The sequence below is a fragment of the Labrenzia sp. OB1 genome, assembly GCF_001624695.1.
In the GTDB taxonomy this organism is placed as follows: Bacteria; Pseudomonadota; Alphaproteobacteria; order Rhizobiales; family Stappiaceae; genus Roseibium.
In genome coordinates this window covers 414117-426294 of record NZ_JSEP01000003.1, presented here as the reverse complement: position 1 = coordinate 426294, position 12178 = coordinate 414117, and the positions used below count along the sequence as shown (strand labels likewise).

The window sequence follows — 12178 nt, the reverse complement described above, 5'->3', positions numbered from 1 at the left end:
CGAGGGCTCAGAAATCTAGTCGAGAGCCACTTCCTCCCTGCCGAGCCCGTATTTGCGCATCTTCTCATAGAGAGCCTTGCGGGAAATCCCGAGATGCTCGTAGGTCGGTTTGATGGCGCCGTCGTTGCGCTTCAATTCGGCGGAGATGAGCGCCCGTTCATAGGAAGCGACCTGATCGAAAAGGGATGAACCGCCTGCCGTTCGCGGCGCACCGGCCGGCTCCAGTCCAAGCACGAACCGGTCGGCGATATTGCGCAATTCCCGGACATTGCCGGGCCAGTCGCGCGTCATGAGTCCGGCTAGGAACTCCTCGTCGATATCGGGAATCTCGCGCCGGTAGCGAGCCCGGGCCTCGATGGCCAGATGGCGGAACAGCAGCGGAATGTCCTCAAGACGCTCACGCAGCGGCGGAATTTCAACATTCACAACGTTGAGACGGTAGAAAAGGTCCAGCCGGAAGCGGCCTTGCTTGCCGGCCGTCTCCAGATCCTCCTTGGTGGCCGCGATGAAGCGGACATCCAGTTCGATCGGCCGGTTGGACCCGAGCCGCTCGATCGTCCGGGTTTCGATCACCCGGAGAAGCTTGACCTGAAGTTCCAGCGGCATGGATTCAATTTCATCGAGAAACACCGTGCCGCCATGGGCGTGCTCGAGCTTGCCGATCCGCTGGCCGCTGGCACCGGTAAAGGCGCCCTTCTCGTGGCCGAAGAGCTCGGATTCGATGATTTCCGCCGGAAGCGCACCGCAGTTCAGGGCAACGAACGGTCTTTTACGGCGCGGTCCTTCGTCATGCAGAGCCCGCGCAACGACTTCTTTGCCGGACCCTGTTTCGCCGAGGATCAATATGTCCGCATCGGTGGCGGCAAGCGCCATGACGTTGCGGCGCAGCAGATCCATGGCCGGCGTCCGCCCGACCAGACGGCTTTCCAACCCGGTCCTGTCGGCCAGTTCTTCGCGCAGCTTGCGGTTCTCCAGAACCAGCCGGCGTTTGTCCAGCGCACGCTCGACCACGGAAGCTAGCCGGGACACGGAGAAGGGCTTTTCCATGAAATCATATGCGCCTGCCCGCATCGCCTCGACCGCCAGCGGAACATCGCCGTGACCGGTGATCAGGACGACCGGAAGGGCCGGGTCGATTTCGAAGGCGCGCTTCATGACCTGAAAGCCATCCGTGCCAGGCATGCGGATGTCCGTCACCAGTACTCCGTAAAACCCGCGAGTGATGCACTCCAGCGCCTCTTCCGGCGTTCCCGATGCGAAAACCTTCTGGCCGGACAGTTCCAGCCCCTGGGAAAGCGATCCGCGCAGATCCGCCTCGTCGTCAACCAAAAGCACCGTCGCCTGGTCCATATGGTGTGCCTTATTCCGCCGCCAGCAGCTGTTTGTCCGCGATCGGCAACCGCATCGTGAATTCCGCGCCGCCGCTTTCCCGGTTCGCCACTTTCAGCGAGCCGGCAAAATCATGAACGATCTTATAGGCAATCGACAGGCCAAGCCCAAGTCCCGCGCCGACATCCTTGGTGGTGAAAAACGGATCGAAGATCTGCGGCATGACGTCCTCATCTATGCCGGAACCATTGTCCCGGATGCTCAGGACGGCATCGTTGCCCTCCCGGCGGAGCACCAGAGTAACCTGTGGCCGCTCCCGGTCGCCGACCGCGTCCAGCGCGTTGGAAAGCAGATTGATCATCACCTGCTCCAGCCGGATCTGCCCGCCCCTGACGATGATGTCCGTTTCGGGAAGCTCGGCGATCACCTCGACCGCGCTCTGCTTGATCTGCGGCTGCAGCAGCAACAACGTCTCGTCGATCACCTTGCGAAGCGAAACAGCCCGGATCTCCGTCCCGGACTTGCGGGTGAAGCCTTTCAGGGTCTTGGCGATTTCGGCCATGCGGGAGACCATGCCGCCGATCCGGGTGAGGTTGGCGCGGGCTTCCTCCGCCCTGCCGCGATCGATCAGCATTCCGGCGACTTCCGCGTCCGAGCGGATGGCCGCCAGCGGCTGGTTGTATTCGTGGCTGAGGGCCGCCGACATCCGTCCCAAGGTGGCGAGTTTCGCCGCCTGCACCAGTTCGGCCTGGGCCAGACGCAGATTGGTTTCCGCCTGTTCGCGCTCGCGCACTTCCTCTTCCAGAAGTTCGTTCGCCTTGCGCAATTCCATTGTACGGCTTCGAACCCGACGTTCCAGCCGCAGGGAGACAGCCTTGTCACGGCGAATCTGGCGGCTGAATTCCTCCCGCCTCAGAAGAACGGTCCAAAGACCGCCCGCCGCGATCACGCAGCCAAGCAGCGCGGCGACCATGGCCCAGGCCGACTGCTGGCGTGCATCGTCGACGCTGGCCAGGGTTTTGACAGCCCAGCCCAGAACGGGAAGGGATGTGGTCAGGGGCATGTAGTTGTTCGCCCCTCCGGAAGAGGGCAACATCAGGCTGAGACGGCCCGGGCCGGAAAGGCGGGCGATATCCCGCCCGAAATCCAGTTCGGAGACGAACTTACCGCGCCATCCCGGCACATTGGTCACCACGACGCGGCCTTCTTCGTCCAGCGCCAGGATCGGATCCTTGCTCAGGGCCCAGGCCTGTTCGACATCCTCCAGACTGACGCGAACGGCCAGAATGCCGATCAGCTGGTCGCCGTTGCGCAGTGGCGACGCGAACACATAGCTGGCCGCGGTCTGCGGATTTCCGGGAATGAGCTGGCGCCCGAGCTGGCCCTGTCTTGCCTGCCCGAAAGCTTCGGCAATGGAGGCGCCGCCGCCAATCGCTCCAAATGGGACACCGTGCTGACTCGTGACGATGACGCGGCCGAGCGGGTCCATCAGCCAAACTTCCTCGGCGCCGGACATGCCGGCCGCGACGGCGGTGATGGTTCGGTCCATGGCAATGTCGAGGCCGGACACAAGACGACCCGTTTCCGGTCCGCGCGCCAGGAGCGGCGACAGCAGCCGGAACTTGTCCAGAAGCCGTTCCAGAACGGCGGCCTGCACCGCAAGATTGGCCTCCGCCCGGGTCTCGATTTCGGCCAGGGTCAGGCGCAGGCTGGCCAGCCCGGTCAGCCAAAGGATCGCCAGGCTCACGGCCACCATGGCCACCCCGATCCCCAGTTTCAGATTGCGCCATGTTCGGCGCCGGGGTCCGCGTGTCATCGCAGCAGTATAGGGCAGCTGTCTGTTTGCCTGCAATTCAGGTCTCCACGGATACCGGCGGCGCCAGCGTGCTCTGCCCCCGGTCTATCGAAACACTCTTGATCAGCGCGGTCACGGTCATGCCGGGTTTCAGTCCGAGATCCGAAACCGAAGCCCGCGTGATGCGGGCGCGGATCGTCTGGCAGGCCAGGGAACAGAGGATTTCCGCGTATGGTCCCGTCTCTCCGGAAATGCTTTCGATTGTCACCGTGAGCGCGTTGCGAATGGAAAGACCTTCCGGCGGGACGGCGGCGAGTGCGACGTCACGGGCGAGAATGCGCAGACGGACCGCGTCGCCCGCTGCGGCCGCCAGTCCCGGGATCTGCAGCTCCGGGCCGCCAATATCGACATGAGCAAGGTCCCAGGTCGCGTCGATCCTGCTGACGGTACCGCTCAAAAGCGCACTCGCCTCGCGGCGGCCTGTCACATGGACCAGATCTTCGCGGGCCAGCATCTCGGCGACCGGACCGTAAGCCTGCGTCCTGCCCTCCGACAGGAGCACCAGCGTATTGGAGAGGCGAGTCACCTCCTCGATGGAATGGCTGACATAGAGGATCGGAATGCCCGCTTCGACACAGAGCCGGTCGAGATAGGGCAGGATATCATTGCGGCGGGCGTGATCGAGGTTCGCCAGAGGCTCGTCCATGATCAACAGCCGCGGGCCGGACAGCAGCGCCCGGCCGATGGCAACCCGCTGCCGTTCACCACCGGAAAGCGTTTCGGGTTTGCGATCGAGCAGGTCTTTCAGCCCGAGAAGATCGATGACTTCGTCGAAATCGCGCGTCCCGGATCTGCGGCCCGCCCAGCGCGCATACGTGAGGTTGGCGCGAACGCTCAAGTGTGGAAACAGGCGTGCATCCTGGAAGACATGGCCGATGCGTCTTGCCTGAACCGGCAAGTCGATGCCTTTGTCCCCATCTAACAGGACCGTACCGTTGACCGAGATACGCCCAGAGGAGGGCGTCGCCAGACCGGCGATCATGTTGGTTACGGTGGTCTTTCCGGCACCGGATTGTCCAAACAGGGACGTGACACCGCCACGCCCCTCGAATTGGGCCACGATGTCCATCCGGCCGACACGGCCGCTGATATTGATGTCAATCATGATCGCCGCCAATTCTCCGGCGCAGACGGCGGGCGAAAACTTCAGAGGCGATCAGCGCGGCGAAGGCCACGACGGCGGCGATCAGCGTCAGGCGGAAGGCGGCGAGGTCACCACTCGGTGTCTGGGTCGCGGTGTAGAGCGCAAGCGCCAGGGTGCGGGTTTCGCCGGGAATGTTGGAGACGAAGGTGATCGTCGCGCCGAACTCGCCCATCGCCTTGGCAAATCCCAGGATCGCGCCGCCGAGTATGCCCGGCACGGCGAGGGGCAGAGTTATCGTAAGGAAAGCGACCACCCGATGGGCGCCGAGGGATTTGGCTGCCGCCTCGAGCTTGGGATCGACCGCCTCGAAGGAAATGCGGATCGGGCGGACCATCAGGGGAAACGCCATGACACCGGCCGCGAGGGCCGCGCCGGTCCAGTTGAACGCGAAGCTGATGCCGAAGGTTTCGGAAAGAAATGCGCCTACAGGTCCCTTGCGGCCAAAGGCCAGAAGCAGCAGGTAGCCGGTCACGACGGGCGGCAGCACAAGCGGCATGTGCACAAGCGCATTGACGATGCCGTGTCCCGGAAACCGGTAGCGCGCCAACAGATAGGCGACCAGAACGGCAAGCGGCAGCGCCACCAGCAGCGCCGCGGCGGCTACTTTCACGGTCAGGGCCAAAGCCTGCCATTCGGCGGGTTGAAGATGAAAAAAGTTCACGTGCGCTCAATCTGCCGGTTTCAGACCGGCCGGAATCCGGCCGCTCAAAGCACCCTGCCTGCACATGAAATCATGAGCAGGCAACGTACATTAATTCACCTTATCGGTCAGAAACCCCAGTGAGTGCAAGATTTCCCGTGCGCGCGGTCCGTTCAGGAACTCCAGGAAGGCGGGTGCAGCGGGATGTGTCCTGGAACTGGTCAGCGCCGCAAGATAGCGGATCGGAGGGTGGCTCTGCTGTGGCAACTCCGCAACCACGGCGACCGCTGGCTCGACCATGGCGTCCGTCCGGTAGACCAGTGCGAGCGGCGCGTCTCCACGAGCAACGGAGGCAAGCGCGATCCTGACGTTTTCCATAGGCGCGAGCCGCGCGGACACTGCGGGCCAGAGGCCGAGGGTTACCAGTGCCGCCTTGCCGTAGCGCCCGGCCGGAACCGTTTCAGGGTCGGCCATGGCCAACCGTCCGGTCTCAAGCACCGCATGCAGGTTCTCCGGTGACAGTTCCAGGACAGGGCTTTCTTCGAGTCCGACCAGAACCAGCCCATTGGAGGCGAATTCGACAATCGTGTCCGCGCTGACTGCATCCTGGTCCCGGACGTAGTCCATCCAGGCGGCGTCGGCGGAGACAAACAGATCCGCGGGGGCTCCGGCCTCCACCTGCCGGGCCAGGGTGCCCGTACCGGCGAAGGAAAAAACGACTTTCGTAGCAGTTTCTTCTTCAAACGCGTCCGCGATGGCTTCCATGGCTTCCCGCATGCTGGCGGCGGCAAACACGGTCAGCGGCCTCTCGTCTGTGGCCGACACGGGGGGGGCCGGCAGAGCGGCCGCCGCGAGCACGCACAAGACAAAGAACAGGCGCTGAAACATCAATCCCCCGGGCGTTGCATCCAGACCCTTGTAGCTAATCCGGCCGCTGCATCTATTCAAGAGCGGACGGGCACCGATCACGGCTGGTCAATCCGCGACTGTTTACGAAATTCTTACAATGAAATGCGACAACCCGGGACAACCAACCGGGGAGTTTCAGCCATTGCCCAATCTTGCCCAGCGCAGCCTGGAGGGAACGTTCCTTGCCGTCTACGGACTTCTCCACCGGATCTACAAACCGCTGCGGTCCTGGATCGGGGCGGGCATCTTCTGCGTGTTCATCGCCATGACGGCGGCAGTCGTTCACGTCTTTCCGCTCTCCAACTGGGACATGTTCGCCTATACGGCGACGGTCCTGGAACCCGAGGTGAACGACCCGACGGAGCTGCACCGGCAGAGCTATGCCTTCGTGAAGGACAATGTGTCCGAGGGCGAATATCTGACCCTGACGCAGGACCGCGCCTACCGCATCCGCCAGGCGGAAGATCCGGACGCCTTCGCCACCATGCTCGGCTTTTACCGGATCAAGATCCTCTATGTGGAAACCGCGCGTCTGCTTTCCGGTTTCATGGATCCGGTGAAGGCTTTGCGGATGATTTCGCTGGCCTCGGCTGTCGCTGTCGGAGCCATTCTGCTGGTCTGGATGGCGCGAAGCGGAACACTGATGTACGGGCCCGTTGTCGTGGCCCTGCTGGTCACTTCGGCCTTCGGAGATGCGGCGCAATTGCTGTCGCCGGACCTCTACGCCACGGTCTTCCTGGCGCTTGCGGCCTATCTCTATCTCGAGCGGTTCGATTTGCCGGCAGCGGTCAGCCTGTTCGGCGCTTTTCTTGTCCGCCCGGATCATCTCGCCTTCATCGGCGTGTTTTTCGTCTTTGCCGCGATCTACGGCCCCGGGCGATGGAGCATGACGGCCTGCTTCGCCGTCAGTTTCGCCACCTATCTCTGGCTGACCGGCGGCGCGGATCATCCCGGCTGGTGGATCCACATGTGGTTCACCCATGTGGAATACGTACCGACCCTTGAAGGGTTCGACCCGCCATTTTCCGTTTCCGGGTATCTTGTGATGCTCATTCGTTCGACGGTCAGATCGCTGATGAGCCAGACCTGGCTCGCGCTTCTGTTCGCGGAAGTGCTGTTTTTCGCCAAATGCATTTCGCCGTCGGAACTGAATGATCGGGTCAGAGTCCTGCTTTATGCGGTGTTTGCATCGATCTGCGCCAAATACCTGGTGTTTCCGCATTACGAAACCCGTTTCTATCTGCCGTATCTGGTGATCATGGGCATGATCCTGCTGGTCAGCTGGCACCGTCAGCAGGAGCGGGCCTAAAAGTTTTTACTCGAGATTGCCACCACGCTCGCAAATCGGGTCGTTTCCCAAAGCGCACGGGTCCAGGGTCGCTTCAGATCACTTGAGGAGACCCTGGTCCATGTTTCAGATCCACCCGCTTCCCGCAGCCGATTTTTCCTATCTGGACGACCTGCCGGAGCGTGAACTCGCAGAACGGAATATCCAGGTTCATATCTCGGACGGCGCATTTCCCTGCCGCGTGTCCCTGGCCGATGCCGAAGCGGGCGAACGGGTATTCCTGCTCAATTTCGAGCACCAGCCGAACGGAACGCCCTACCGTGCCAGCCATGCCATCTTTGTCAGGCAGGGCGCGAAGGAAAGCCACCCGGAGCCGGGATCGGTCCCGCACTCCATTTCCAGCCGTCTTCTGTCCGTGCGAGCCTTCAACGTCAGACATGAAATCATCGATGCCGAGATTGTCGAGGGGGAGAACGCCGCGGATCTGATCGCCAGGTTTTTCACCAACCCGGATGCCGATTACATCCACGTTCATTACGCCCGCCGTGGCTGCTTTGCCGCGAGAGTCACCCGCACGGGCATGTAAATGCCGGTCAACGGGGCTGTCCTGCGGGAGTTCGCGGGCCAACTTTCCGCAAGGCTTCCGGCAAATTCCGGCTTTCCCCGAACCGTCCCCCAACTGGCGCCATGTTTCCCGGTAAACTGGCTCTTCCGGAAGCGGCCATCCTCGGGGATTGTCGCCGGTCATGAATTTCATGGGCTGATTTAAACTTTAGATATATATATTAGCTCTTATTTCTACTTATGGGAGAGTCATGTCATGCCGACCGCCGCCAACCGCCGTGCAATTTTCAGGGCCTTGCATGAAAAAGGCCGGGCCTTCCTGATGCCCAACCCGTTCGACATCGGCTCGGCACGCATTCTGGATGGAATGCGGTTCGATGCGATCGCGACTTCCAGTGCGGGTTATGCCTGGACGCAAGGGGTCAGGGACGCCGAAGGTCTGATCAGCCGGGACGCCGCACTCGCACATGCTGCGGACATCATCGCCGCAACCAGCCTGCCGGTGAACGGCGACCTGGAGAACGGTTTCGGCGACAGCCCGGAAGAAGTGGCGGAAACGGTCAGGGGCGCCATCGAGGTCGGTCTGGCGGGATGCTCGATCGAAGACTACACCACCGATCCGGTTCATCCCCATTATTCCCTTGACCTGGCGGTGGAAAGGATCAGGGCGGCAGTCGACACAAAAAACAGGCTGGCCCCCGACTTCGTACTGACGGCCCGCAGCGAGGGGCCGGTGCAGACAGAGTACGAGATGGCGGAAACCATCAAGCGGCTCAACGCCTTCGTGGAAGCCGGCGCGGACTGTGTCTATGCACCAGAGGTCAAGGAAAAGGACCAGATCGTCGCAATTCTGAACGCCGTACAAGCGCCCCTCAACATTCTGGGCGGCCGCCCGAATTTTCATCTCACCCGCAAGGAACTCGGCGATATGGGTGTCACCCGCGTTTCCATCGGCGCCGGCCTCGCCCGGGTTGCCTACAGGGCCTTCACCGAGGCGGCCGTTGACATCAAGGACGGCGGAGCCTTCGGGTGCTTCGACCGCATGAGTGAGGCTGTCGATTTCGAATCCTTCCTGAAATCAAGGCCCTGAATGACTATCCTGTGGCCCAATAGGTCAGCACCACGGGCAGCGTCACCAGCGTCAGAATAGTGGAAACGAATATGAACCCGGCCACACCCGGCGCTTCTTCCTGCTGATACTGGGAAATCGCCAGATAGGTGGCGACTGATGGCGGCATGAAGCAGAGCACGATGACGACGCTTTCAATCTTGCCGTCGAGGTTCAAAACCCAGGTCAGAACGAATGCCGTGAGAGCCGAGATCGCGATGTGAATGACGGACAGCAGGACCGCCCGTGTCAGGCCGCCGAGTTTCAACGTCGCGAGACTGTAGCCGAGGGTTAGCAGCATGATGGGAATCGCGAGACCGGCCAGAATTTCAAGGCTCTGATCGATAGGACCGGGTATTTTCCAGCCGCTGGCCATCAGGGCAATGGATCCGAAGGCCGCGTAGATGACCGGTTGCCGGGCAAGCGTGGCAAAGTCCGGGCGGCCCATGGGCAGGGCAATGCCGATGGTGAAGATCGCCACCAGCACAACGATGACAAACCCGATGGCGACGGCGGCTCCTTCCGGCCCGAACGCAAGGGTTGTGACCGGCAGTCCGATGTTGCCGACGTTGGACAGCATCATCGGCGACAGGTAGGCCTTCACGGAAATCCGCAGCAGTTTGAGAACGAAGAACCCGACGACCCCGCCTATGAAAATCGACCCGGCAGCGGCGGACAGCACGATCAGAAAGGTGTCGAGCTGGATGTGCTGCTTGGCAAGATGAAACAGGATCAGCGCCGGATAACCGACATAGGACACAAGAGCGCCGAGCATCTTCCGGTCGAAAGGCGCTTTGGCAACCGCCAGCCCGTAGCCGACCAGCACGCACAGCAGCACCGGCAGCATGACATTGACAACATGCGTGAAAATCTCCGCCACCCGCCAATCCCCCCAATCCGAATTCCTCCCGGACACGTTAGATCTGTCGAGGACACAAAATCAATCTCAACGCCGGCAGGATGTCTGGCTCAGGATTTATCGCTCGCCGACATAGGCGGCTCTCGGCCGGATTTGCTCGGGGGAGGAATATTGTTCGAGTGCATGGGCGATCCAGCCGCTGATCCGCCCCGCACAGAAGATGATCTTACCGGCGTCCCTGGGCAGATCGTAGGTTTTCTGCACTGCCGCAAAGGCGAAGTCGATGTTGGGCGCGCGACCGTAAAGCGCATCGGCGACATCGATCAGCAGCGGCAGCCGCTCGACGAACGGGTGGCTGCGTTCGTTGCGGATCAGCAGATCCAACAGGCAGTCGGCGCGCGGATCCCGCTCCCGGTAGACGGAATGGCCGAAACCGGGCAGGCTTTCACCGCGGCCCAGCCGGTCGGACAGAGCTGCCTCAATATCCGTTTCCGGCGTCAGATCCGCGAGCCAGGCGGTCACCCGGTCGGACGCCGCGCCGTGGCGCGGGCCGGCGAAAGCTCCGAGCCCGGAGAGCAGAGCCGCATGCAGCGGCGCGCGGGTGGATGCAGCGCAGCGCACCGCGAAGGCACTGGTGTTGAGCTCGTGATCGGCGGACAGCACCAGCGCAGCCCGGATCGCATTCCTGGCGGCGGTCGAAACGCCATAGGCTTCGGCAAACTGGGTGTGGATCGGTACCGCCACCGGTTTGCTGTTCAGGAGTGCGGCGGTTCCATAGCGCAGCAGCGCCGCGCCCTTGGTCTGCAGGAGTTTCGGCGCATGGGTGAAGGCAGCCCTGTCCTGCAGCGGCCAGGCGGCAAGCGCCATCATCAGTCGGTCCAGAGGGCCGAGTGCCTGCGGCAGGTCAGGCGCTTTTTCAGGCGCGCTTTCCGCGAAGGGATCGTCCTCCGATCCCCAGAGCAGGGTCGCCACGGTTTCCAGCGAGGAGTTTTCCGCGAGATCGGTCGCGCGCCGTCCCCGGTAGACCGGGCCTTCCTCGCAAATAAGCGTCAGCTCCGTCTCCAGAACCGGATCGCCCGTCAAGGGCCGCAAACCGGCCTGATCTTCCGCCTTGCGGCCTTTCAGACGCCTGACATCCGCCGCGTCGTAGCGGCGCTGTTTGCCGGGACCGGCCACAGAAGAAATCAATCCCCGGCTGACGTAGGCATAAAGGGTCGCCGGTTGAACGCCGAGTTCGGCGGCAGCTTCGCGGGCTGAGAGGTAGATCGGTTTGCTCATACATTGATTGTATTTATCAACATTGATCAATGCAAATGGTTCTCGTTATCTGACGCAAACAAATAAGGAGATAATCATGACCGAAGCGCCGAATCCCGCCCACATGACCCCGGATCCGACCGCCGGACTGGAAGGCGTCGTTGCCGCCACCACGAAGCTGAGCCATGTCGACGGCCTGAACGGCGTCCTGATCCTGCGCGGCAAGACAATAGAGGATCTTGCCGGAAATATGCCTTTCGAGGCGGCGGTCGAGCATCTTTGGAAGGATTTCAACCCGATCGGCGACCGCTCCCTGCGCACGGCGTTCGGACAGGCCCGCACCGCCGCCTTCGCAGTCGTTCCGCTGCTTGAAGATGCAGCGCCCGAGCTTTCGGTTTTCGAGCGCATGCAGCTCGGACTTGCCGCCCTGCCACTGAAACGCGGTCTGTCCGATGCGGTCGCCATTAGCGGAGCGCTGCCGGTGTTTCTGGCGGCATCCCACAGGATCGCGTCGGGACTGGCGCCGGTCGCGCCGGACAGTACGCTGAATACGGCCACGGACCTTCTGCGAATGCTGACAGGCGCGCTGCCACCGGAAGGTCATGCTGATGCCTTGAACCGCTATCTGGTGACCATTCTCGATCACGGACTGAACGCTTCCACCTTTACCGCGCGGGTGATCGGCTCAACGCAGGCCAACCTAAAGCAGGCGGTTCTGGGTGCGATGGGCGCCCTGATCGGCCCGCTGCACGGCGGCGCGCCAGGCCCGGTGCTCGACATGATCGACGCGATCGGCCAGCCGGAAAACGCGGAAGCCTGGATCGGCGGGGCCCTTGCCCGCAAGGAGCGGCTGATGGGCTTCGGCCACCGGATCTACCGGACGCGCGATCCGCGCGCCGATGTCCTGAAGGCGGGACTGAGGCTGCTTGGAGCGGAAAATCCCAAAGTGAAACTGGCGGAAGACATCGAAGCCGCAGCGCTGGCCGCCTTGAAACAGGCCAAGCCGGACCGGCCGCTGGAAACAAATGTGGAGTTCTATACAGCCGTCCTTCTGGATGCGATCGGCATCGACCGGACCCTGTTCACCCCATTGTTCGCCGTAGGCCGTACGCCCGGCTGGTGCGCGCATGTTCTGGAACAGCAGCAAACAGGCAAGCTGATCCGGCCGTCCTCACACTATGTGGGGCCGCAGCCCGCCTGAGGCCTTGGGGGGCTGTCTTCAGGG

At 62.3% G+C, this 12178-nt stretch carries 11 protein-coding genes; 4 read left to right on the top strand and 7 right to left on the bottom strand.

What is annotated here, in order from left to right; all coding sequences use genetic code 11:
- Nucleotides 1-15 precede the first annotated feature (15 nt).
- The 5 genes from OA90_RS06500 to modA form a co-directional block, all read right to left on the bottom strand.
- Nucleotides 16-1350, bottom strand: coding sequence for a sigma-54 dependent transcriptional regulator (locus OA90_RS06500; RefSeq protein WP_068408645.1), 1335 nt, complete (start codon nt 1348-1350; stop codon nt 16-18).
- A 10-nt stretch (nt 1351-1360) separates the two neighbouring features.
- Nucleotides 1361-3181 carry an ATP-binding protein gene (locus OA90_RS06495; RefSeq protein WP_208985998.1) on the bottom strand — a complete coding sequence of 607 codons (1821 nt, stop codon included), beginning with the start codon at nt 3179-3181 and terminating at the stop codon, nt 1361-1363.
- A gap of 1 nt (nt 3182) precedes the next feature.
- Nucleotides 3183-4289: a molybdenum ABC transporter ATP-binding protein gene (gene modC / locus OA90_RS06490; RefSeq protein WP_068408642.1), complete on the bottom strand. Its 1107-nt coding sequence runs from the start codon at nt 4287-4289 to the stop codon at nt 3183-3185.
- Nucleotides 4282-4989, bottom strand: a complete 708-nt coding sequence (gene modB, locus OA90_RS06485; RefSeq protein ID WP_068408640.1) for a molybdate ABC transporter permease subunit — start codon at nt 4987-4989, stop codon at nt 4282-4284. The genes modC and modB overlap by 8 nt, the downstream gene beginning before the upstream one ends.
- 90 nt (nt 4990-5079) lie before the next feature.
- Nucleotides 5080-5856, bottom strand: coding sequence for a molybdate ABC transporter substrate-binding protein (gene modA / locus OA90_RS06480; RefSeq protein WP_068408638.1), 777 nt, complete (start codon nt 5854-5856; stop codon nt 5080-5082).
- A 163-nt stretch (nt 5857-6019) separates the two neighbouring features.
- On the opposite strand from modA, the gene OA90_RS06475 reads away from it, so the two are divergent.
- The 3 genes from OA90_RS06475 to OA90_RS06465 all read left to right on the top strand — a co-directional run bounded on the left by OA90_RS06475 (nt 6020) and on the right by OA90_RS06465 (nt 8819).
- Complete coding sequence (locus OA90_RS06475) at nt 6020-7186, top strand: hypothetical protein (RefSeq protein WP_068408822.1); 1167 nt, start codon at nt 6020-6022, stop codon at nt 7184-7186.
- 100 nt (nt 7187-7286) lie between these two features.
- The gene (locus OA90_RS06470; RefSeq protein ID WP_068408636.1) at nt 7287-7751 is read left to right on the top strand and encodes a DUF1203 domain-containing protein; all 465 of its coding nucleotides are present in this window, start codon (nt 7287-7289) and stop codon (nt 7749-7751) included.
- 234 nt (nt 7752-7985) lie between these two features.
- Nucleotides 7986-8819, top strand: a complete 834-nt coding sequence (locus OA90_RS06465) for an isocitrate lyase/phosphoenolpyruvate mutase family protein (RefSeq protein WP_068408634.1) — start codon at nt 7986-7988, stop codon at nt 8817-8819.
- Nucleotides 8820-8823: 4 nt separating this feature from the next.
- Here the strand turns inward: OA90_RS06465 and OA90_RS06460 are convergent, their stop codons facing one another.
- Together OA90_RS06460 and OA90_RS06455 are read right to left on the bottom strand one after the other, a co-directional pair.
- On the bottom strand, nt 8824-9717 hold the full coding sequence (locus OA90_RS06460; RefSeq protein ID WP_208985997.1) for an AEC family transporter: 894 nt from the start codon (nt 9715-9717) through the stop codon (nt 8824-8826).
- Nucleotides 9718-9813: 96 nt separating this feature from the next.
- Entirely contained in the window at nt 9814-10974 is a 1161-nt protein-coding gene (locus tag OA90_RS06455) for a citrate/2-methylcitrate synthase (RefSeq protein ID WP_068408633.1), read from the bottom strand.
- A 76-nt stretch (nt 10975-11050) separates the two neighbouring features.
- Between OA90_RS06455 and OA90_RS06450 the strand changes: the two genes are divergently transcribed.
- On the top strand, nt 11051-12154 hold the full coding sequence (locus OA90_RS06450) for a citrate synthase/methylcitrate synthase (RefSeq protein ID WP_082836874.1): 1104 nt from the start codon (nt 11051-11053) through the stop codon (nt 12152-12154).
- The last annotated feature ends 24 nt before the right edge of the window (nt 12155-12178 follow it).

Excerpts from the sequence above, each read along its gene's own strand:
- OA90_RS06465 (WP_068408634.1), top strand. The coding sequence starts at position 7,986 with ATGCCGACCGCCGCCAACCGCCGTGCAATTTTCAGGGCCTTGCATGAA.
- OA90_RS06450 (WP_082836874.1), top strand. The coding sequence starts at position 11,051 with ATGACCGAAGCGCCGAATCCCGCCCACATGACCCCGGATCCGACCGCC.
- modC (WP_068408642.1), bottom strand. The coding sequence starts at position 4,289 with ATGATTGACATCAATATCAGCGGCCGTGTCGGCCGGATGGACATCGTG.
- OA90_RS06500 (WP_068408645.1), bottom strand. The coding sequence starts at position 1,350 with ATGGACCAGGCGACGGTGCTTTTGGTTGACGACGAGGCGGATCTGCGC.
- OA90_RS06455 (WP_068408633.1), bottom strand. The coding sequence starts at position 10,974 with ATGAGCAAACCGATCTACCTCTCAGCCCGCGAAGCTGCCGCCGAACTC.
- OA90_RS06470 (WP_068408636.1), top strand. The coding sequence starts at position 7,287 with ATGTTTCAGATCCACCCGCTTCCCGCAGCCGATTTTTCCTATCTGGAC.
- modA (WP_068408638.1), bottom strand. The coding sequence starts at position 5,856 with ATGTTTCAGCGCCTGTTCTTTGTCTTGTGCGTGCTCGCGGCGGCCGCT.